At 32.3% G+C, this 21,865-nt stretch carries 21 protein-coding genes and 1 riboswitch; of the genes, 7 read left to right on the top strand and 14 right to left on the bottom strand.

The features are described from left to right. Nucleotides 1–5: 5 nt before the first annotated feature. A complete protein-coding gene (locus tag OS188_RS06355; protein WP_267147991.1) occupies nucleotides 6–233 on the top strand; it encodes a DUF8828 family protein in 228 nt (75 codons plus the stop codon). 83 nt (nucleotides 234–316) lie between these two features. Next, nucleotides 317–889: a phosphatase PAP2 family protein gene (locus OS188_RS06350; protein ID WP_267147990.1), complete on the top strand. Its 573-nt coding sequence runs from the start codon at nucleotides 317–319 to the stop codon at nucleotides 887–889. 643 nt (nucleotides 890–1,532) lie between these two features. Here the strand turns inward: OS188_RS06350 and OS188_RS06345 are convergent. Genes OS188_RS06345 through OS188_RS06335 form a run of 3 tightly spaced genes read right to left on the bottom strand, consistent with a single transcriptional unit; the run spans nucleotide 1,533 to nucleotide 4,500 of the window. Beyond that, nucleotides 1,533–3,170: a glycosyltransferase family protein gene (locus tag OS188_RS06345; RefSeq protein ID WP_267147989.1), complete on the bottom strand. Its 1,638-nt coding sequence runs from the start codon at nucleotides 3,168–3,170 to the stop codon at nucleotides 1,533–1,535. Then, nucleotides 3,167–3,787 (bottom strand): lipid-A-disaccharide synthase N-terminal domain-containing protein, encoded by a 621-nt coding sequence (locus tag OS188_RS06340; protein ID WP_267147988.1) that lies wholly within the window; start codon nucleotides 3,785–3,787, stop codon nucleotides 3,167–3,169. Before OS188_RS06340 ends, OS188_RS06345 begins: the two co-directional genes overlap by 4 nt. Next, complete coding sequence (locus OS188_RS06335) at nucleotides 3,784–4,500, bottom strand: glycosyltransferase (RefSeq protein ID WP_267147987.1); 717 nt, start codon at nucleotides 4,498–4,500, stop codon at nucleotides 3,784–3,786. Before OS188_RS06335 ends, OS188_RS06340 begins: the two co-directional genes overlap by 4 nt. A gap of 155 nt (nucleotides 4,501–4,655) precedes the next feature. Here OS188_RS06335 and OS188_RS06330 point away from each other — a divergent pair, with 155 nt between their 5' ends. After that, nucleotides 4,656–5,597, top strand: a complete 942-nt coding sequence (locus OS188_RS06330) for an NAD-dependent epimerase/dehydratase family protein (RefSeq protein WP_267147986.1) — start codon at nucleotides 4,656–4,658, stop codon at nucleotides 5,595–5,597. A gap of 179 nt (nucleotides 5,598–5,776) precedes the next feature. Here OS188_RS06330 and OS188_RS06325 read toward each other — a convergent pair whose 3' ends face one another. Together OS188_RS06325 and OS188_RS06320 are read right to left on the bottom strand one after the other, a co-directional pair. After that, nucleotides 5,777–6,349: a DUF2892 domain-containing protein gene (locus OS188_RS06325; RefSeq protein WP_267147985.1), complete on the bottom strand. Its 573-nt coding sequence runs from the start codon at nucleotides 6,347–6,349 to the stop codon at nucleotides 5,777–5,779. Then, nucleotides 6,339–7,235 (bottom strand): DUF6263 family protein, encoded by an 897-nt coding sequence (locus OS188_RS06320; RefSeq protein ID WP_267147984.1) that lies wholly within the window; start codon nucleotides 7,233–7,235, stop codon nucleotides 6,339–6,341. Before OS188_RS06320 ends, OS188_RS06325 begins: the two co-directional genes overlap by 11 nt. A 169-nt stretch (nucleotides 7,236–7,404) precedes the next feature. Between OS188_RS06320 and rpmH the strand changes: the two genes are divergently transcribed. Both rpmH and carB read left to right on the top strand, forming a co-directional pair. Then, on the top strand, nucleotides 7,405–7,566 hold the full coding sequence (gene rpmH, locus OS188_RS06315; protein WP_267147983.1) for a 50S ribosomal protein L34: 162 nt from the start codon (nucleotides 7,405–7,407) through the stop codon (nucleotides 7,564–7,566). A gap of 110 nt (nucleotides 7,567–7,676) precedes the next feature. Beyond that, nucleotides 7,677–10,529, top strand: a complete 2,853-nt coding sequence (gene carB / locus OS188_RS06310; RefSeq protein ID WP_267147982.1) for a carbamoyl-phosphate synthase large subunit — start codon at nucleotides 7,677–7,679, stop codon at nucleotides 10,527–10,529. Nucleotides 10,530–10,586: 57 nt separating this feature from the next. On the opposite strand, the gene OS188_RS06305 is transcribed toward carB, so the two are convergent. From OS188_RS06305 to OS188_RS06270, 8 genes are all read right to left on the bottom strand, one after another. Further along, nucleotides 10,587–11,291: a DUF3307 domain-containing protein gene (locus OS188_RS06305; RefSeq protein WP_267147981.1), complete on the bottom strand. Its 705-nt coding sequence runs from the start codon at nucleotides 11,289–11,291 to the stop codon at nucleotides 10,587–10,589. After that, on the bottom strand, nucleotides 11,288–11,902 hold the full coding sequence (locus OS188_RS06300; RefSeq protein ID WP_267147980.1) for a transcriptional regulator: 615 nt from the start codon (nucleotides 11,900–11,902) through the stop codon (nucleotides 11,288–11,290). The genes OS188_RS06305 and OS188_RS06300 overlap by 4 nt, the downstream gene beginning before the upstream one ends. A 188-nt stretch (nucleotides 11,903–12,090) precedes the next feature. After that, a complete protein-coding gene (locus OS188_RS06295) occupies nucleotides 12,091–12,636 on the bottom strand; it encodes an acyl-CoA thioesterase (RefSeq protein ID WP_267147979.1) in 546 nt (181 codons plus the stop codon). Continuing rightward, a complete protein-coding gene (locus tag OS188_RS06290; RefSeq protein WP_267147978.1) occupies nucleotides 12,637–13,005 on the bottom strand; it encodes a DUF8785 domain-containing protein in 369 nt (122 codons plus the stop codon). It lies immediately after the preceding gene. A gap of 15 nt (nucleotides 13,006–13,020) precedes the next feature. Further along, nucleotides 13,021–14,349 (bottom strand): DNA recombination protein RmuC, encoded by a 1,329-nt coding sequence (locus OS188_RS06285; protein ID WP_267147977.1) that lies wholly within the window; start codon nucleotides 14,347–14,349, stop codon nucleotides 13,021–13,023. Nucleotides 14,350–14,457: 108 nt separating this feature from the next. Further along, a complete protein-coding gene (locus OS188_RS06280; protein WP_267147976.1) occupies nucleotides 14,458–15,252 on the bottom strand; it encodes an ABC transporter ATP-binding protein in 795 nt (264 codons plus the stop codon). A gap of 22 nt (nucleotides 15,253–15,274) precedes the next feature. After that, nucleotides 15,275–16,303, bottom strand: a complete 1,029-nt coding sequence (locus OS188_RS06275) for a FecCD family ABC transporter permease (RefSeq protein WP_267147975.1) — start codon at nucleotides 16,301–16,303, stop codon at nucleotides 15,275–15,277. Beyond that, nucleotides 16,304–17,359: an ABC transporter substrate-binding protein gene (locus tag OS188_RS06270; protein WP_323370449.1), complete on the bottom strand. Its 1,056-nt coding sequence runs from the start codon at nucleotides 17,357–17,359 to the stop codon at nucleotides 16,304–16,306. Between the two features lie 299 nt (nucleotides 17,360–17,658). Beyond that, nucleotides 17,659–17,954, top strand: a riboswitch (cobalamin riboswitch). A 32-nt stretch (nucleotides 17,955–17,986) separates the two neighbouring features. Between OS188_RS06270 and OS188_RS06265 the strand changes: the two genes are divergently transcribed. Together OS188_RS06265 and OS188_RS06260 are read left to right on the top strand one after the other, a co-directional pair. Next, on the top strand, nucleotides 17,987–19,822 hold the full coding sequence (locus OS188_RS06265) for a TonB-dependent receptor plug domain-containing protein (RefSeq protein WP_267147973.1): 1,836 nt from the start codon (nucleotides 17,987–17,989) through the stop codon (nucleotides 19,820–19,822). A 4-nt stretch (nucleotides 19,823–19,826) separates the two neighbouring features. Then, on the top strand, nucleotides 19,827–20,891 hold the full coding sequence (locus OS188_RS06260; protein WP_267147972.1) for a YncE family protein: 1,065 nt from the start codon (nucleotides 19,827–19,829) through the stop codon (nucleotides 20,889–20,891). A 124-nt stretch (nucleotides 20,892–21,015) separates the two neighbouring features. Here OS188_RS06260 and OS188_RS06255 read toward each other — a convergent pair whose 3' ends face one another. Beyond that, nucleotides 21,016–21,576 (bottom strand): Dph6-related ATP pyrophosphatase, encoded by a 561-nt coding sequence (locus tag OS188_RS06255; protein ID WP_267147971.1) that lies wholly within the window; start codon nucleotides 21,574–21,576, stop codon nucleotides 21,016–21,018. Nucleotides 21,577–21,865: the final 289 nt, after the last annotated feature.

Here is a 21,865-nt window from a genome sequence, read left to right as displayed (position 1 = left end):
AAAGAATGGACTTTCCAAAATTCTTATTAGGTGATAATACCGATTTTCCAACAGCAATTTTTGTAATACATACAGATTTTCCTAGATTTATAATCAATCTAGAAGATGATGAAGTAGAGTGGCTGGAGGATTTCGATCAGCATGATCAAAAAGAACTTGAAATTGAGGCTGAAGGATTAATTCAGCAAGCCAATGAGTTTTACGATAGAGAAATTTCTCGTTATGAGGATTAATAAAACTTAAAGTACTTTAGAGCTTCTAATAGGTTGATAACCTAGAGAGTCAAAAACACTTATAATTTTAGATACTTTTTAATATGTTGGAGCAGTTACTACATTTAGATACAGAACTTTTTTTATACCTCAATAATTTAGGTAGCAATACCTGGGATGGTTTTTGGATGTTTTATACCACAAAGTTCTATTGGATCCCTTTTTATGCCATTTTGTTATATTTAATTTTTAAACAACATACCCCACGTATGTTCTTAATTATCTTAGTAACAATTGCTCTTATGGTAACGTTTACAGATCAAATAACCAATTTGTTTAAATATAGCTTTGAACGTTTAAGGCCTTGTCATCAAGAAGGAGTAAAAGAGGTAATGAGAATTGTTAAAAAAGGCTGTGGTGGACAATATGGCTATTTCTCTGGTCATGCATCAAACTCTATGGCTGTAGCTGTTTTTGCAGGTCTTTTATTAAGACAAAAATACAAATACCTTATTTTTGGTTTGCTGTTTTGGTCTGCAGCAATGGGTTATAGTAGAATATATATTGGAGTTCATTACCCACTAGATGTTGTATGTGGCTTTCTTTTTGGAGCGCTTTCTGGTTTTATGTTTTATAAATTAAGTCAGTATTTAAAGAATAAATATAAGTTGTATTAATTTATTTGGGTGTTTTAATTAAAATTAAGACTGTTTTCACCTCATATTTTGTACCTAAAGGCACAACTGAAATTCTCCATACTTTTCTTTACCGGTATATCGTCCCTAAAGGGACAATGGCTGTTTTATCAAAAAGTAGAACATAGGGTTTTTTTCATATTTCTATTCTGTAGGGTAAGAGATCTTGTTATAGGCGTCAAAAGATTTTTGTTTTCTCCCGTCCAATAGGATTCGCATATTGGTAAAAGTATCACGATTTTTTTGTTCCGCTAAGGACAATATATTGGTGGCTATTATAAGTTTTAATGTTTTCCTGTCCCGCTAGGGACAATATATTGGTGGCTATTATAAGTTTTAATATTTTCCTGTTTCGCTAGGGACAATATATTGGTAGTAGCTATTATAAGTTTTAATATTTTCCTGTCCCGCTAGGGACAATATATTGGTGGCTATTATAAGTTTTAATGTTTTCTGTCCCACTAGGGACAATATATTGGTAGCTATTATAAGTTTTAATGTTTTCCTGTCCCACTAGGGACAATATATTGGTAGCAAACAATGTTCAAATAAAACCTCGTGCCTTTAGGTACGAAATGTTATATTATAATACATGAGTTTGGTATTCAGTAGAAATTATCACGATTTATTTTCTTTCAAAAACATAATACACATTTAGAAGCCTGTCGTTGTATTGCCTGGAATCTACTGAGGCTCGATTTAAGTTGTAGGTAGTTATTCTTTTTACAATAAATGCTTCTTGCAATTTTTCTAATGTGTTTTTATCTATCGTTTCAGATGTAAGAAGTCCAAATTTTTTCTCCTTCGGAAATGTATCTAAATTATCATTTAAAGAAATAAACGGAATCTTTCCGCCATAATACCAAAGCATTTCTGGAGAAATATAATGATTTCCGTACATGGGAATACCTTCAAGATCTACTTCGTCTTTAAGACTTGAAATCGGGTTATATGTCTCGCTAGTTAATCCTTCAGAAAGAGGTAAAGCTGTTAAGATTACACTTCCAAAAAATAAGACTGTGAGTCTAAAAACCATGATTATATTTTTTCTTCTTAAATAGAAAATGATAAATACACCTATTGTAAATAAAACTATAGATGCAAGTATATATGAAAACCAATGACTTGAGATATTATCTTTTAAAAACACGAAGGCTAACACCGGAAAAGCAAGTCCTATTAGAGCAATTAACCCAAAATTGAAGTATACAGGAAATGTTTCCCGTTTGTCTTTAATAGTTTTAAAGCGTCTAATTAAATAGTTAATATAAAATCCTATATTGATTGCTAAAGGAATTAAAACAGGCATTAAATATCTCGATTTTTTTTCTGGAATTAGCGATAATAATACCACAGCTAAAAGTGTCCAAAGTAAGCTAAATTGATAGGCTTTTAAATGGTTGACTCTAGACTTTAAATACGGATATAATAAACTAATAAAGGCCGGGATTGTCCAAAGTCCACTTTGAGTAAAAAAGCTCCAATAATAATAAAATGGTCTTATGTTATAGCTAGACCAGTTTGAGGTTTCTTTTTCAGTAATAGCATTAAACGTAATCGGATCTTGAAGTCTAACATACAGATACCACCAACCTCCAACAATTAAAGCTAAAATAATAACGCTTAAATAAGAAAATGCTTTGGCTTTTATATTCTTGAATTTATAAGTAAAACCATAAGCTAATAGAAAAGGAAGCATTAAAGCATACATGGAAACGGGACCTTTGCTTAAAATAGAGAACCCAATAAAGCAACCTGCCAAAATAGTGTGTTTCCAGTATTTTTTATCTTTCTCAAACAGAAGAAATAACTGATAGACGGCAAAACACATAAAGGCATGAGAGAATATATCCCAAGGAGCTTCAATGGTGATGCCAATAATATAAAATGAAGTTAAAGCAATAAATGCATGCTGTACGCTTTGCGCTCTGTCTTTTACTAGCAGCATGGATATTTTAAAAATAGAAACAGCTAAAAACATTATAAATAAAATAGCCGGTAGCCTTAATCCAAATACACTTTTTAATCCAAAAATCATTCCCGAAAGAGCGGTTAACCAAGTTGGTAAAGGCGGTTTTTCGTATCGAGCTTCGCCGTTCATTGTAGTTAATAACCAATTGCCATCTTGAACCATTTCTCGAGCCGTAATGAAATTTCTAGCTTCCATAATAGTAACGTTTATAACATCAAGATTTGGTAACAGCGCAATTGTTGTAAACAAACAAATACTTAAAACGGGATTGTTTTTAATGCCTTCTATCATGTCGATTTATGTAATAAAGCAAGATTTCTAACGTAAATAATAGTTCCTAAAATATGTCCTACAAAGAGCACTGGATCTTTTCTAAAAATAGCATAAATCAATATCAATATAGATCCTATTAGGCTTAAAAGCCAAAAACCCAGGGGTAAAGTAGACTCTTTGCGTTTTTCGGAATATATCCATTGATACACAAAACGAAGTGTAAATATAGTTTGAGATACTATTCCTAAAACCAATAACCAAACTGGAATTGCTTCGTTTTTAAACAATAAATCCACGTCTATAGCATTGTTATTATAATAGAATATTACAATGAGTATGGGTACAAAAAATAAAAAAAGCTGTACCAATTTAGGTAACCGTTGCCATTGATTCTGTAATTGTAAATTCCTAATATATATAAAATAGGTCAGGGATTGCCCAAGCATAATAGCAAAGTCGTTTCTTAAATAACCATAAACAAATAATAAAAAGGATGCTATTAAACTTAAAGACCAAAATAAGGTTGGCGTGGTAACTTGTTTTTGCTTTTCTGAAGTTAGCCATTGGACAATTAGTCTTGAAGAAAACAAAATCTGCGCTAAAAAACCAATGCTATATATTAACCAGCTACTCATGAACTCTTTTTAGCTACAGAATAGTTGATGTATTTTTTCTTCATCCATAAATAAGCAAAGCAATCCATTAAAGGTCCAAACAATCTATTCCATAACCCAAACTTTGCTGTTCCTGCTATTCTTGGAAAATGCTGTACAGGAATTTGAATAACTTTCCCCTCTTGTAATAAAATCATGGCGGGTAAGAACCTGTGTAAGCCGTTAAACATGGGTATGCGTTTGGCATAATCTGTTTTGATAACTTTTAATGGACAACCCGTATCATCCATTCCATCATGTGTAAAGGCACGGCGAATTCCATTGGCAATGGTAGACGACATATTCTTTACAAAACTATCTTTTCTATTGGCTCGAACACCAGTTACCAAATCGTATTCTCCAATATGTTCTAAAAGTAAATTAAAATCTTCAGGAGCTGTTTGTAGATCGGAGTCTATATAACCAACAAGTTCTGTGTCTGTATAATCAAAACCAGCTTTTATGGCAGCACTTAAACCTCTATTTTCCTTAAAACTAATAAAAGTGAAATTAGCCTGTCTGCTGCAAATAGCTTCAATAAGCTCTTGACTCTTGTCTTTAGATCCATCATTAACAAACAATATTTTAGCTTTTTTGCTTGCTATTTTTGTGTAATCCAAAAGAACCTGTTCTACTCGAATTAAATTATCTTCCTCATTATATACAGGAACTATAATGGTAAACTGGTAACTCATAAACTCATTCTTGGTTCTGCAAATGTATTCTTTTTTAAAGAATTCTAATCTTACAGAAAAAAAAATGTTTCTTTGTAATAGTTTAATTATTCATAAATTTAGGACGAAGAAGAAATCTTATATTTTTTGAAATACATTTTAATAGGAAAATAAATATGAAAATTTTAATAACTGGAGCCGTTGGTTTTATTGGTTCTCATACTGCAGAGCGTTTACAAAGTTTAGGACATGAGGTTATAGGTGTCGATAATTTCTCGCCGTATTACAGTGAAACTCTTAAAAAGTTAAATGAGAAAGCACTTACCGATAAAGGCATAACTGTTATTCAAAAAGATTTAAGAGATGAAGATCTTGTATCTTCTTTGCCTAAGGATATTAATTATATCTTCCATTTTGCAGCACAACCTGGTATATCTAAAACTTCAACTTTTGAAGATTATTTCACGAATAATATATTAGCTACCAAAAACTTATTGGATTATGCGTTACAATTACCAGATTTAAAAATGCTGGTTAATATTGGAACTTCATCTATTTATGGTTTAGAAGCAACATTTCCGGAAAGCATGGCAGCTAAACCAGCATCGCATTACGGAGTTACTAAATTAGCTGCAGAACAGTTGGTGCTTCAAAAATCTAGAGAAAAACTCTTAAAGTCGTGTTCTTTAAGACTGTATTCAGTTATTGGTCCACGTGAAAGACCTGAAAAAATGTACACTAAATTAATTGCTTGTGCTTTTAATAATACAGCCTTTCCATTATATCAAGGTAGTACCACACATTTAAGAAGCTTTACGTATGTAGGAGATATTGTAGATGGAATTGTAAGTGTTATTGATAAAGAAACTCGAGTAGATGGTGAAATTATAAACCTAGGAACAGAAGTTGAACACACTACCCAGGAAGGTATTGAAGCTGTTGAAAAAGTAATTGGTAAATCTATTAAAATGAATCATGTAGAAGCTAGAGCAGGAGACCAACTGCGCACCAAAGCTAATATTGATAAAGCTAAAAAACTACTTGATTATAATCCTAAAACAACTTTATTGGAAGGGGTTAAAAAACAAGTAGAGTGGTATAAAACTAATTTTTTATAAACTTTTATACGTAAAAAGCATTGTAAACTAAATATTTAGCATAAAAAAAAGCTTAACTCTTATTATGGGAGTTAAGCTTTTTTAATATTTGGTATTAAAGGTTTTTATTGCCTGTCAATAACCAGAGACTCTGAATTATAATCCTTGAGACTTCAAACTATAATACTAAGCATCTAAAATTATCTGCGTTTTCCTGCACGTTGTTGTTTATGACCTCCAAAATGCTGATTTGGCATTTGTGCTTTTTTCATATTGTCTTTCATCATTTTAATTTGATCAGTAAGCATGTTTCGTTTATCTAGCTTTTGAGCTTCACTTAAAAGTTTTTGAGCCTCATTTTTTCGTCTTTTGCTGAATGCAATTCCTGCCAGGTTTAATTTTGCCATTGCCAAATCATGATCCATAGATAAACCTAAATCTATAGCTTTTTTAAAGTATCGTTCGGCTTCATTCATATTTTCCTGAGAAACCATAATCCCATGAAGATAGTTAAAGTATCCTTGTTGTTTTTTTACCAATGCCGTTTCAGGGTTTTTAATTTTGTTTAACCATTTTTTTGCACCTGCAAAGTCCTGTTTACGCAAGCGTAAAAAAGCCAATAGAATAAATTCGTTTTTAAAATACAGAAAAATAAAAATTGTAGATAAAAGAAGATACATAATACCATTACCTATAAACCCTTCGGTAAATTGATAAATAGCATAAGCAATTATTAAACCTGCAATTATTAATTTAAATACTTTATTGTACATGTTTTTTAGTTTTATAAGTTGTTTTAGATATAATTGTTGTTGGTATTTTTACTTTTTTCATTTGATCCATTACAGTTACTCCTTTGGTATTAGAATCGACTGTAATAAACTCTGGAAATCCAGATGTTTTATTTGCAATAACTTGTGTTTTCTGGGTGCCTTTTAACTTCATAACATGTGTTTCCTCTTCAGAAGTGATACTAACATCACTGGCAGCACTTAGTATAATATTATTGCTAATTTCTTTTAGTGTCCAAATATTTGTGGCGTCTAGATCTCCAGAAAAACTATTTGTCCATTGGTCGTTTAGTTTAACTTTTTTCTCAGGATAGCAGTAGGTCATTTGTTCGAAACTTCTGGACAGACTTTCGCTACCATATTCTTTTTTTACAGCTTCAAACATGAGTTCTTTGGTAAATTCGTCTTCTATTCCAGTTTCATTAACCATTTTTTTAATCATAGCTTCTGTACCTGTTATTTTTACTATTTTGCCTGTTTTTAACATTTCCATTTTTAGAACGGCATTAGTTAGACCTGCAAACATTTTTGCCTCAACATCTCCTTCTTTTATCTCTTTATTGGTGTCTACATTCATTAATTCACCATAGATATTAGAGGTGGTTTTTAGTTTTAATCGTTTAAAACTGAAATTAATAAGGTAAGAACTATCTGTTTTAGCAGTGACAATTAAATTAAAATCACATTCTAAATTGTTGGTCATTTCATGCTTAGAATCGTTCATGTTTTGAACAATTTCTTGTAGAGCAACTTGTGTAACAGTCAGATTATCACCTATATTAAGTTTATATTCTAAGGTTTGTTGCCCAAATGCTAGTGTAGAAAACAAGAGAAAACAAATTGATATTTTTACAACAAAAAGGTTCATTTTAAAGCGATTGTTTTGATACTGCAAAGAAACTAAAATTTTATTGAAAAAATATTTTTAAAATAAGGTTTGTGAAATAAAAAAGGCTTCGTATATTTGCGCTCAGTTTTAGACATAGGGATAAAACAATTGATTTAGCTAATTAAGAAGATTTTTAAAGATATAAGTAATGAGTAAAAGAACATTTCAGCCGTCAAAAAGAAAGAGAAAGAATAAACATGGCTTTAGAGAAAGAATGGCCTCTGCCAATGGTAGAAAGGTATTAGCTCGTAGAAGAGCCAAAGGAAGAAAGAAAATATCTGTATCTTCTGAAGCAAGTCATAAAAGATAATGATTAACAATTGTTAATATATAAAGGTGTTACTTTACGGTAACGCCTTTTTTTATATGTACTATTCAGTATTTTTGCAAACACAATAATAACAATACATTACCAAGAAAATGCCTAAAAATACAAACCTTAAGTCTATATTAATTATTGGTTCTGGTCCAATAGTTATTGGTCAAGCATGCGAATTTGATTATGCAGGCACTCAAGCATTAAGATCGCTAAGAGAAGATGGAATAGAAACCATTTTAATTAACTCTAATCCAGCAACAATAATGACAGATCCTTCTATGGCGGATCATGTTTACTTATTGCCACTTACTACAAAATCTCTTGTTCAAATATTAAAAGATCATCCGCAAATTGATGCCGTTTTACCTACAATGGGTGGACAAACAGCATTAAATTTATGTATTGAAGCTGATGAAAAAGGCATTTGGGAAGATTTTAATGTGGAAATTATTGGTGTAGATATTGAAGCCATTAATATTACTGAAGATCGTGAAAAGTTCAGAGAGTTAATGTTAGGTATTGGAGTGCCAATGGCTCCGCAAGCTACCGCAACTTCTTATCTGGAAGGAAAAGAAATAGCTCAAGAATTTGGCTTTCCATTAGTTATTAGAGCTTCCTTTACTTTAGGTGGAGCAGGAGCATCCTTTGTGTATAAAGAGGAAGAATTTGATGAGTTATTAACCCGTGGTTTGGAAATTTCTCCAATTCACGAAGTTATGATTGATAAAGCACTTATTGGGTGGAAAGAATACGAATTAGAATTACTTCGGGATAGAAACGACAACGTAGTAATTATATGTTCTATAGAAAATATGGACCCTATGGGAATCCATACAGGAGACTCCATAACAGTAGCTCCAGCTATGACATTGAGCGATAAAACTTACCAGAGAATGCGCGATATGGCTATACATATGATGCGTAGTATTGGCGATTTTGCCGGAGGATGTAACGTGCAATTTGCGGTTAGTCCAGATGATGAAGAAAATATTATTGCTATTGAAATTAATCCAAGAGTATCTCGCTCTTCGGCTTTAGCTTCAAAAGCAACCGGTTATCCTATTGCAAAAATAGCAGCCAAATTAGCTGTTGGTTATAATTTAGATGAATTAGAAAATCAGATTACAAAATCTACATCTGCTTTATTTGAACCTACTCTAGACTATGTAATAGTGAAGATTCCACGATGGAATTTTGATAAATTTGAAGGGAGTGATAGAACCTTAGGACTTCAAATGAAATCTGTAGGAGAAGTAATGGGAATTGGACGCTCGTTCCAGGAAGCACTTCATAAAGCCACACAATCTCTAGAGATAAAACGTAATGGATTAGGAGCAGATGGAAAAGGTTATAAGAATTACGATCAGATTATTAGCAAATTAACTTATGCTAGCTGGGATCGTGTATTTGTAATTTACGACGCTATTCAAATGGGAATTCCATTGAGTAGAATTCACGAAATTACAAAAATTGATATGTGGTTCTTAAAGCAATATGAAGAGCTATATTTTCTTGAAAAAGAGATTTCAAATTACACTATAGACACTTTAGAACGCGATTTACTTCTTGAAGCTAAGCAAAAAGGCTATGGCGACAGACAAATTGCTCACATGCTAAACTGCTTAGAAAGTCAGGTTTACAAAAAACGTGAAGAGTTAGGTGTTAATCGTGTTTATAAATTAGTAGATACCTGTGCGGCCGAATTTAAAGCACAAACGCCATATTATTACTCAACTTTCGAAAACGAAGTTGAAACAGTAGATGGGAAACGTTTCTCAGATAATGAAAGCGTGGTATCCGATAAGAAAAAAATTATTGTTCTAGGTTCTGGTCCAAATAGAATTGGTCAAGGAATAGAGTTTGACTATTGCTGTGTTCATGGCGTTTTGGCGGCTGCAGAATGTGGATACGAAACCATTATGATTAACTGTAATCCAGAAACGGTTTCAACAGATTTTGATACGGCCGATAAATTATACTTCGAGCCTGTATTCTGGGAGCATATCTACGACATTATCAAGCACGAAAAACCAGAAGGTGTTATTGTACAACTTGGTGGACAAACAGCTTTAAAGCTTGCCGAAAAATTAGATAGATATGGAATTAAAATTATTGGTACTACTTATCAATCTTTAGATTTAGCAGAAGATAGAGGGTTGTTTTCTAATTTACTTAAAGAAAATAATATTCCTTATCCTCAATTCGATATTGCTACAACAGCAGACGAAGCAGCTGCCATTGCAGATGTTTTAGACTTCCCTATTTTAGTTCGACCTTCTTATGTACTAGGTGGACAGGGAATGAAGATTGTAATTAATAAACAAGATTTAGAAGAGCATGTTGTTGATTTATTAAGACAAATGCCAGGAAATCAATTATTATTAGACCACTATTTAGATGGAGCTATTGAAGCCGAGGCAGATGCCATTTGCGATGGTGAAAATGTATATATAATTGGTGTAATGGAACATATTGAGCCGTGTGGAATCCACTCTGGTGATAGTAATGCTACTTTACCTCCTTTTAATATTGGCGAATTTGTGATGCAACAAATTGTAGATCATACCAAAAAAATAGCGCTAGCTTTAAAAACAGTTGGTTTAATTAATATTCAATTTGCAATAAAAGACGATATTGTTTACATTATAGAGGCCAATCCAAGAGCTTCTAGAACTGTACCTTTTATCTCTAAAGCTTACGGAGAACCTTATGTAAATTATGCAACTAAAATTATGTTGGGCGAAAAGAAAGTAACAGATTTTAACTTCAATCCACAGTTAAAAGGTTTTGCAATCAAGCAACCAGTTTTTTCTTTTAATAAATTTCATAATGTGAATAAACAATTAGGTCCTGAAATGAAAAGTACCGGAGAGAGTATTCTATTTATAGATAGTTTAAAAGACGACGAATTTTACAACTTATACGCAAGACGTAAAATGTATTTAAGTAAATAAATTACCTGTTTTAAATAATATTTAAAGCCATCAGATTATTTCTGGTGGCTTTTTTATTTATGTTAAATAAAGAAAGAGTAATCCTGTAAGAATGGCAATTCCAAAGCTAATTAGCGTTCCTATTAAAATATATTCGGTTAACTTTCTATGCTTACTTTCTTTTAAATCTCCAAACCTAAATACCGACTTTGCTGTTATTAAAAATCCAACAGCTTCCCAATGATCTGAAATTATAAATATAAACACCAACAAGCGCTCTAACATTCCAATATATCTACCGGCATCTTTTAAAGACTCATTACCTGTTGTTAACTTTTCTATGTTCCATTTGCTAAAAATAGTCATCATGATTATAGAAACAGGCTGGGTTAGAAAAAGCACACAGGTAAGAAGCAATACATTTGTTTCCGTAAAAATGGTCGAGACTTCAAGACTGTTATCTGTAAAGAGGAAGTACGCCACAAAAATCATGATTATATGAAACAATTGGTCTAAAAAGAACCATAAACGCTTTGTTTTTTTCTTCTGAAATTTTAGTTTTAAAACATCTATTATAAAGTGAGAAATAGTGATAGTTAGAATAATTGGCCATAATGAAATATCCCAAAGAATAAGTGATAGTAAAACAAAATGAATGGCAATATGAATATATAAAACGGGAGATTTTAGTTTTAATCTCTCTTTCTGTTTTATCGATTTTTTAGTCTGAAAAACAAAGTCGCCAATTAAATGTGCCAAAAATAGCTTGATTAAAAGCATCATAATTCTTGTGTTATTTTTTGTTGATACATACTGTTCAATTCTAGAATTTCGTCCAAATTAGCTCGTTTTTGTCTTCTACTAATGGTATTCTGATTAATTCCTAAAAGTTTACCTAAGTCTTCTTGAATGGCATTAGGATTTTCTAGGCTTAATTTGATAATTTCGGCAGAATTCACTGTCCAGCTATCCATACTTAATAAAGCTAATCTAAAATAAAGATTTAACTCCTTGTTTAACTGTTTATTAGAGGTTTTTATTTTGAGATTCTGTTTCTCTTTTTTTAAAGTTTCTAAAGTTTCCCCTGAATGTTGAAATGCTTCACCTTGTGATTCTGTAATCTGTTTTCCAGAATATGTCTTAGATCCAATGCCAATGGCAAGTCTAACATCTAACTCTTTAATAGTTTTTATACAAGCTTTAAGATAGATGGCAGCTTCAAAACTTTTATTAATATCCTTTATTTCTAGTTGAAAACTATCTCCTCTGTAAATTTCCCATAAAGATTTATCTGCTTCTATAGTAGTCAAGGCAGTTTTTAAGGTCTGTAACCAAAGCTCCGGATTGTTTACACTTCGAGACTTTATGATGTCTCCTGTTATTACACTTGTCATTTCTTCTAATTAATTGCAGTCTAATATTATCACGTTATTACATGATAATAATAATTATCACGTTATTAAGGGATATTATTAAATATCACCTTATTGCGTGATAATAAAGATAGTTTGTTTTATGGTAAATGCAAATATATTTTGAAGAAAATTAAATATTTATACTGAAAACCAGTAGAATAAGTGCTCTATAATTTTACTTTAACCTTGTATGGCTCTAGTACATGCAGGTAATCTGTTGCTGAGAAAGACTTTTGATTAAACTCTTTATGTCTTGAGTTTTTGGTTTTAATAAGCTCAATAGCTTTTAAAAAACGTCTAATTTCAACTTTAGTAGTTAAAATTAAACCCGGAACAGAAACAGATTTATTATCATCACTCTTAGCTACCATTGTAAAATACGAAGAGTTGCAATGTTTAATTTTTCCTGTAATAATATTTTCTGAAATCACGCGAATTCCAACCACCATAGATGTGTTTCCCACGTAATTTATAGAAGCTTTCATGGTTAATAATTCTCCAATTTCTATAGGGTTTAAAAAATCTACCGTATCCACAGAAGCTGTAACACAATAAGCTTCCGAATGTTTAGAAGCACAAGCAAAAGCAATTTGATCCATTAAATTAAGAAGATACCCTCCATGTATTTTGCCATTAAAATTGGAGTGGGAGGGTTTCATTAATTCAGAAATGGAAATTCGGGAATATTCTGCTGGTTTAAAAGTGTCTCTCATTTAAAAGCGTCTGTTATTGCGTTCTGTGTCTTCTTCAACTTTGGTTATAAAAAACTTAGTGTCTCCTAACCAAAATATCTTATTATAACGTTCAAAATAGTGAAGTTTTACGTATTTACCTTGAAAATCCTTTAAATTTTGAATGACTTCCTTTTCTTTGTCTTCCACAGAAAATTTAAATAACTGTCCTTCGGATACTCCTTGGCTTATCTCGCCTTCCCAGGTTTTTATAATAACTCCTTTACTGCTAAACTGTACTAGTTCTCCAGCTCTAATTCCATTGCTATAGGTTGCAAAATACACGAAAACAGCATAGCCCGAAAGAACTAAAATAATTACGATTAAAAATTTAATAAGAAAATTTTTCATAAAGTTTTTGTTTTACTACTCCTCGTCATCTTGAATTTGAGCACGTTTTATAATAGCATCCGGAAGTGATTTCTTTGCTTTAGCTCCCATTTTTTTTAGTTTTTCAACACGACCAATAATATTGCCTCTTCCTTCCACCAATTTGTTCATGGCTGCCGAATAATCCGTTTTTGCAGCATCAATTTTTTTGCCAACCCCAGTTAAATCAATTACTAGGCCTTCAAATTTATCATAAAGTGCCCCAGCTTGTTTGGCAATCTCTAAGGCATTTCTTTGTTGTTTTTCATTATTCCACATGGTATCAACAGTACGTAAAGTAGCTAATAAAGTGGCTGGAGTTACAATAACAATATTTTTCTCAAAAGCTTTATTGTAAAGCGTATTATCTTCGTTTATAGCCACAGCAAATGCAGGTTCAATAGGTATAAACATCAGGACGAAATCAGGAGATTCTATATCGTATAAATCTTCGTATTTCTTTTCAGAAAGCTGATCCACATGTCTCTTAATAGAGTTTACATGCGCCTTTAACCACAAAGCTCTTTCGTCATCTTCAGCATTTACCAGGCGTTCGTAATCTGTTAACGATACTTTACTATCAATAATCATGCGCTTATTATCTGGCAAGTGTAAAACCACATCTGGAAGTACGCGAGAACCATCTTCGCGGGTAAAGCTTTGTTGTACAAAATACTCGCGATCTTTTTCTAAGCCTGATTTTTCAAGAACACGTTCTAGCACCAATTCTCCCCAATTTCCTTGCATTTTACTATCGCCTTTTAAAGCTCTGGTAAGGTTAGTGGCTTCTTTAGTCATTTGCTGATTTAAGTCTTTTAAGCCTAATAACTGCTCTTTTAAAGCAGAATGCATGCTAATGCTTTCCTTTTGAGTGTCTTCAACTTTCTTTTCAAAAACTTGAATTTTTTCTTGTAGAGGGTTTAATATTTGTTTGATATTTTCTTTATTCTGAAGTGTAAATTTTTCAGATTTTTCATCTAAAATCTTTGTAGCCAGAAGTTCAAAATCTTTGCGTAATTGCTCTTGTTGGAGTGCAATTTCTTTATCGCGTTTTAAAAGTTGCTTCTCTAAATTTTCGTATTCGGTATTGCGTTTGGTTAATTCAGAATTTAATAAGTCTTTCTCGTTGCGAATGTCATTGCGTTCAACTTCAATCTTGGAAATTGTAGCTTTTAAATCGGTTATAGCAAGGTTTAGTTGATTCTGACGTTCTTCGAGTGTGCTTTTTTCGCCTTTAGTTTTAAGTTTTGTAAAAGCCATACCAAGATAGGCACCAATACCACCAGCAATAAGAATGGCTACAATGAGAATAAGGTTATCGGTCATGAATTAAAATTGAATTTTATCAAAGATAGGAAATTAGTTATTCTGAATAAAGAGAAGAATCTAAGAATTGAGCTTCAGAACTCACATTTTGTATTGTGTAGCAAGAGATTATTTCTTCACCCTAAAACTCCCAGTTGTTTCATCGAAAACAATTAAATCTTTGGGAAAAAGCGTATTAAAAGTTCCTTCTGAAATTAAATTACAAGGTTGATCTGTAACCACTTTTTCGGGAGTCATAACTATCATTTTATCGCAGAGCTGAATAGCTAAATCTATTTCATGCGAAGAAAATAAGATGGTTTTCCCTGTATCTTTCACCAATTTTTGAAGCAATTTTAAAATATAAGCTTTGTGGTACATATCTAGATGCGTGGTTGGCTCATCGAGAATAATTAAATCTGTATCTTGAGCTAAAGCACGAGCAATCAATACTTTTTGAAGTTGCCCATCGCTTAATTCAAAACATTTTTTATGCTTTAAAGTTTCAATATTTGTGTGAACTAAAGCCTGATTAACAATGTTGATGTCTTCGGTAGTTAAATTTCCAACCCAATTGGTGTATGGATGTCTTCCTAAAGCCACCAATTCGAAAACCGATAAGTTTTTTGAAGCAATGGGATCTGTTAAAACCAGACTCATGGATTTTGCAAGTTCTTCGGAACTGTAGTTTGAAAGTGATTTTCCATTAATAAAAACTTCGCCATTTAGTGCGTTTTGAACATTTGTCAGAGTTCGTAATAAGGTAGACTTTCCAATGCCATTAGCACCAACCAAACCAATAAGTTCTCCTTTTTGTAGTTGAATATTGATTTTTGATGCTATTACAGATTCCTTCTTTTTGGTTTTATAACCAATATTAAGGTTTTCTGTTTCTAGAATGATATGTTCTTTGTTTTCTGACACTAATTCAGTCTTAATCTATAATTTAAAAAATCATTTTACGTTTTCTTACCAATAACCAAATAACTACCGGAGCTCCAATTAAAGATGTTATGGCATTTATAGGTAAGGTATAGTCGCTTGCTGGAACTTGTGCAATACTATCGCAAATTAGCATGATAATAGCTCCAAATAAAAACACTGCCGGTAATAATATTTTATGATTGGAGGTGTTAAAAACCTGTCTTGTAATATGTGGAATTGCCAAACCTATAAAAGCAATAGGTCCGGCAAAAGCCGTGATAGTTCCTGCTAATAAACTAGTTGCAATAATAATTATAAAACGACTTTGTTTGATGTTTAATCCCAGACTTTTTGCGTAGTTTTCTCCTAAAAGTAAGGTGTTTAGACCTTTTATGGAAATGATGCTTAGACAAATTCCGAAGCAATAAATAATAAAAAATATAAGAAGTTCGTTCCAAGATAAATTTCCCAAACTTCCAAAGCCCCAAAAAATATACTGTTGTAATTGTTCGGCCGAGCTAAAATAGGAAAGGACACTTACCACTGCAGCTGTAATGCTTCCAAACATGAGTCCGATAATTAAAATAGCCATGGTGTCTTTTACCCTAGATGAAACCACTAATACAGCAAGTAATACTAAAAAACTACCCAAGCTGGCAGCAATAACAATACTCCATTTAGAGATTAATAAAGATGCAAAAACACCACCAAATATACCAGCGCCTAATATAACTAATGCGACTCCTAAACTAGCTCCAGAACTAATACCCAACACAAATGGTCCGGCTAAGGGGTTTCGGAATAAGGTTTGCATTAATAAGCCTGAAATTCCTAAACCAGAGCCCACCAAAATTGCTGTTAATGCTTTTGGAAGTCTGTAATCCTGAATAATGTATGACCAAGATTCATGTTCTAAGGTTCCAAAGAAACTTTTAAAAATAGCCCAATTTGGAATGGAAACAGAACCCAAACTAATATTCAAGAAAAAGCATATAATCAATAAAAGGATTAATGCTATAAAAGAAAAAGTATATGTGTTTGTTTTTGGCAATTATTCTAAAGGTTTAAAAAAATAGGGTGTGTAATTTTCTAATAGTTCTGGATGACAAACTTTAATAATGTCTTTTAATACTAAATCTGGTCTGGCAATACCCAATTCGTAATACAAAACGCCTCCGGTAGCTCCTTTTGTATTGGCAAAAGTGTACATGTTTTTATTTTTAAAGGCTTCAAATTTTGTATAATGCGGATTGGCTTTTTCTAGTGCTTCATAAGAAGTGTAATACGAAGGGTTGATCCATAATTGCGCATTCTTGGCTTTTTCAAAAACCACTTCAAAGTTTAAAGATAAACTGCCAACCCCTTCGGTTTCACTCCATAAATAATCTACATGTGCATCTTTTAAAATCTGAGCTTCGGTGCTTGTGCCATTTGGCAAATACCACATGTCTTTGTGCATGGCGCCGCTTAAAACGGTGGGCTTGTTTTTTGCGTCTGAAGCTAAAGCTTTTGCCTCTAAATAATTTTTTTCAATAGTATTATAAATAGAATCAGCTTCTGTTCTTTTATTATATAACACACCAAAAAACTTGATCCATTCGGCTTTTGCTAAGGGAGAGTGTTCCACCCAGTCGCCATTATAAATCACAGGAATTCCAGCTTTTTTAATATTATCGAAAGATTTATTGTTATTGTCCATGCCAAAGCCAATAACAACATCCGGACGTATTTCTAATAAAACTTCGGTATTTATACCTTCGTTTTTGCCCAATTCTCTAATGGAACCATTATCAACTCTGGCTCTTGTTTTTTCTGAAGAAATATAGTCGGTTCCAGGAAATCCTATAAGTGTATTTTCTACTTCTAAAAGTTCTAAAGCTGGAATATGCGTGGTGGAAGTAACCACCATTTTTTCAATAGGAACAGTAATTATACCATCGAAATTATCTTTGTTTAAGGTAACTTTTGAAGCCATGTTTTTATGCACCAAAGCATAATGATATGTTTTTTTAGATTCTGGCCAAGGACTTTTTATAATTAAGCTCGTAAAATTCTCGTGGTGTTTTATCTCGAAACCTTTGGCATGGGCTAATTCTGTCTTTGCCACATCTAGTTTTAAAGAAGTACGGGTTTCTTTGTCTTTGCAATTAAATAGTAGAAAAAAAAGACCAATTAAAAAATATCTAGAAATCATAATTTATGTAACATTTGTAACTTTCTAAGAATGCTCAAAGTTTTAAATTTGTAAAAATTAAAACCATGAGAGACGGGTCAAATTTAACAATATATATAGTAGCAGGAATAATAATCTTCCATTTTTTAGTTGGCTTCGTTTATCTTATCTACAAACTCAATAAGAAAAAATAATTTTCTAAAGTTCTTTGAGTAATTCATTTTTATTAATCTATTTTTGTAAAGAATTTTGGTTCGACTAAATAGTCGATTAAAAGGGAATCAAGTGAAAAGATTGATGCTTGTTAAAAAGCGATTGTTGAATTATATGTTGTAGTTCATAAAATCAAAAACCAATATGCGTTAATCTTCATTCTTGGACTGTTCCCGCAACTGTAAGTTTATACGTCTTAATTAAACGTATCTCATTTTAGAGAGGCTATTACTTCAATAACCACTGGTTTATAAAAGCTGGGAAGGTTCAATAGCATAAAACAAGTCAGGAGACCTGCCATGATTATCAACTTAAATTAAAAGTTTTCGGGAAAAGAACTTTAAGGATATGAAACAGGTTTTTAGCTTTTTTCTGGTATTACATATAGGTGTTGTGGCATGGTCGCAGTCGCCTCTGGACTCCATACAACAACTTGACGAAATTGTTTTAAAATCTGATAGCTATCTACAAACGTTTTCAGATACGCAGCTCACAAGTGTTTTAAAAGATAGTGTTTTAACAAGAAGCGCTTCATCTTTAACACAACTGCTCAATAATAATGGTTCTATTTACTTTAAGGAAAATGGTTTAGGTATGGTGTCGTCTCCATCTTTTAGAGGGACAACTGCGCAGCAAACAGCCGTTATTTGGAATGGGATTAATATTAATTCACAATTTAATGGGCAAACAGATTTTAATACCATTAATATTAGAAACTTCAATAATATTACAGTTAGAAGTGGAGGTGGCTCTGTGCTCTATGGAAGTGGTGCTATTGGTGGTTCGGTACATTTAAATAATAATCTGAAATTTAATTCTGGTTTCCAAAACAAACTTTACGCTAATTATGGTAGCTTTAATACATTAGATCTTAGCTATAATGGAAGCATATCTACAGATAAATTTTCTGTTGAAATAGGCTTAAGTAGAACAAGTTCCTCAAACGATTATCCGTACGTAGACAGCGATAAAACTAATTTAAATGGTCAATTTTATAATGCTACATTTTCTGCAAATGTTGGTTACAAAATAAATAATAAGAATGTTGTAAAGCTGTACAGTTATTTGTTTGATTCCGACCGTCATTTTTCTTTAATTTTTCCTTCGGAAACTCCTACAAAATATCAAGATTTTAATACTAGAAACCTTTTAGAATGGCAAGGTTTTTATGGGAGGTTTATTTCTACCATGAGCCTGGCACATATAACAGAAAAATATAAATACTTCCCGAATATAGAAAAGGAGAACTTTAGTTTTGGAGATGCAAAATCGTTTATAGGAAAGTATCAGTTAGACTATAAGATTCTTAAAAATGCTAGTTTACAAGGTGTTTTAGATTTAAAAACTACCACGGGAGAAGGCTCTGATATTGCTAAAAATGAACGAACTATTTCTAGTTTCAGTTTATTGTTTAAGCAAACCTTTAATAAGTTTTTATACGAAGCCAGTCTTAGAAAAGAACTTACTAATAATTATGAAAGTCCTTTGCTGTATAGTCTGGGATTGCAATATCGTGTAACTCCCAACTATCGTATCAATATTAATGGTTCTAAGAATTTTAGAATACCTACATACAACGATTTGTATTGGTTTGGAAGTGGAAACTTGGAGTTAAACCCAGAAACATCCTACCAGATAGAACTAGGAAATGAATTAAAGTTTAACAAATTGTCTTTTTCTGTGGTAGCGTATTATAACGACATTAAAAATATGATTCGTTGGCTTCCTAACGGAAGTATATGGACACCTATAAATACCGATAAGGTTTTAAGTTACGGACTTGAAGCTAAATTTCAGTTTGAACAACAATTTCAAGCTCATAAAATATCTCTAGGAAGCACTTATGCTTATACCGTGTCTGAGAATAAAGAAACCAAAAAGCAGCTAATTTATGTGCCTTACCATAAAGCTACGGCTTCCTTGAATTATCAATACAAACGTGTGTCTGCATATTACCAAATGTTATATGTGGGAGAAGTGTTTACATTATCAGATAATAATCCAAAGTATGTTTTAGATGCTTATTTATTATCGAATGCTGGAGCAGAATATGCCTTTGGAAAACACCTTAATTACACTGTAGGAATTCAATTTGAGAATCTTTTTAATGTCAATTATCAGGCAGTAGTAAATAGATATATGCCTGGAATTAATTATAACTTTTATATAAACCTTAATTTTTAAAAAAATGAAAAACGTATTTAAATTTTTAACTTTAGTCTTAGTATTTGGTTTTCTAACCACGTCTTGTAGTGACGACGATGACAATTTTGTGAATCCTCCAGTTGCTTTAGGCGATTATGAGAATGGAATTTTTGTTAGTGCAGAAGGTGGTACACTTTCAGGTTCGGTGTCTTTTATTTCTAATGACTTTTCTACTTCAGAAACCAATGTGTTTTTTAATGTTAATGCTGAAGAATTAGGAACTTATGTGCAATCTATGGGAATTAATGACAATAATGCCTATGTGGTTGTTGACAACAATAATATCCATGTAGTAAATAGATATAGTTTTATAAAAGAAGCAACAATTTCTGCTGGGTTGGAACTACCAAGATTTATAGCTTTTGCCGGAGGAAATGGTTATGTAACAAATTGGGGAGATCCTACAGATTCTACAGATGATTTTATTGCAGTTGTAGATCTAGCAACCAATGCGGTAATTGATACTATCCCGGTAGAAGAAGGACCGGAGCAAATACTAAGTGTTGGAAATAAGTTATATGTATCTCATAAAGGAGGATATGGCTCTAATAATATAGTTTCTGTAATTAATGTGTCAAATTCTGATGTTTCTACTATTCTAGTTAATGATGTTCCAGATGAAATGATTATTAATAATAGTGGACAATTAGTAGTTTTATGTGAAGGCAAAGCTGCTTGGACAGGTGATGAAACCCCTGCGTCTATTTCTAAAATAGATTTATCGTCCAATACAGTTGTTGAAACTTTGACTTTTGCCAATGGCGTACATCCAAGCGTTATGGGATATACAAACGGAAAAGTATATTACCAGTCTGGAAATGAGATTTTTGAGTTAAGCGACTCTGCCAGTTCATTGCCTAGTACATCAATAATTAACTTAGGTGCAATTTCCCCTTATGGAATGTCTGTGAAAGATGATAAATTATATGTTACAGATGCCAAAGACTTTGTGTCTTTAAGCGATTTGGTTGTTTATGATTTAAACACGAAATCTGTAATTCATACTTTTGAAGTAGGACTGATCGCTTCAAAAATTTATTTTAATTAGTTTTTTGTTCGATATTAAAGTATCGGGTTTTTACTGAAATATAAAATTTAGTAAAACATTTTATTTGTATTAGATGCCGCTATATCCTTAATCTCCAATTAAGATTAGTGGCATTTTTTTATGGTTATCCAAGTAAATCGCAAAACCAAAACCCTGAAGCAGCATCGGTAGAATTCGGTTTTGGATATTCGCGATAGGTTTTTTCTCCCACTTCAAATTCTATAGGATTTTTAAATATAGGACCATCAAAACAAAAAGTATGGAATTCGCCATTTTCGCCACACGGATCAACTACCTCTGGAAGGGAAGCAATTAAATCTTCGTCCAACGTTCTTCCAACAAAATCTTCCGAAAAATGTTTTGAATCGGCACAAACTACAACTGCCTTAAAGCCTACATCAAGAAACTCTTGCATTAATTCGCTTGTATTTCGTTGCCAAAGTGGAAACACCGTTTTTATCCCTTGATTTCCTAATTGTTTTTCACGATATTGTTTTAAATCTTCTAATAAAATATCGCCAAACGCCCCATAACTATAACCATCTTTTTTAAGTTGATTTGTAGCTTGGGTCATAATACGGTTGTAATCCTCCATACTGGGTTGTTCTGGAAGTTTTATTAGCGAAAGAGGAATTCCTAAAGCTGCAACTTGTTTTTCCAATAAGGAAATTCTAATGCCATGCATGGACACCCGATTAAAAGCGCTGTTTATGGTTTTGGCGATGAAAAGTGGCGTGCAAGTGCACGCTGACCTTTCCGAGCAATCTTTTTCGTTATAAATATAGCAAAAAGTTTAAGTTAAGTATTAATTAGCTGTTTTTTATAGCCATTGTTGAGCACTGGGTTTTCTGAGTACAGCTTGCAATTCAGCCGTTAGTTTCTTCAGACGACCTAAATTAGCAAGCTCTTCCCGTTTATTGAGGGATGGCTTTTTACGCTGGTAAAAACGGGTTGTGCTTGCGTGAATTTGAAGT

The organism is Xanthomarina sp. F1114, assembly GCF_026410255.1.
Classification (GTDB): Bacteria; Bacteroidota; Bacteroidia; order Flavobacteriales; family Flavobacteriaceae; genus Xanthomarina.
Note: the sequence above shows the minus strand (reverse complement) of the source record. Positions and strands in the feature narration are given on the sequence as shown.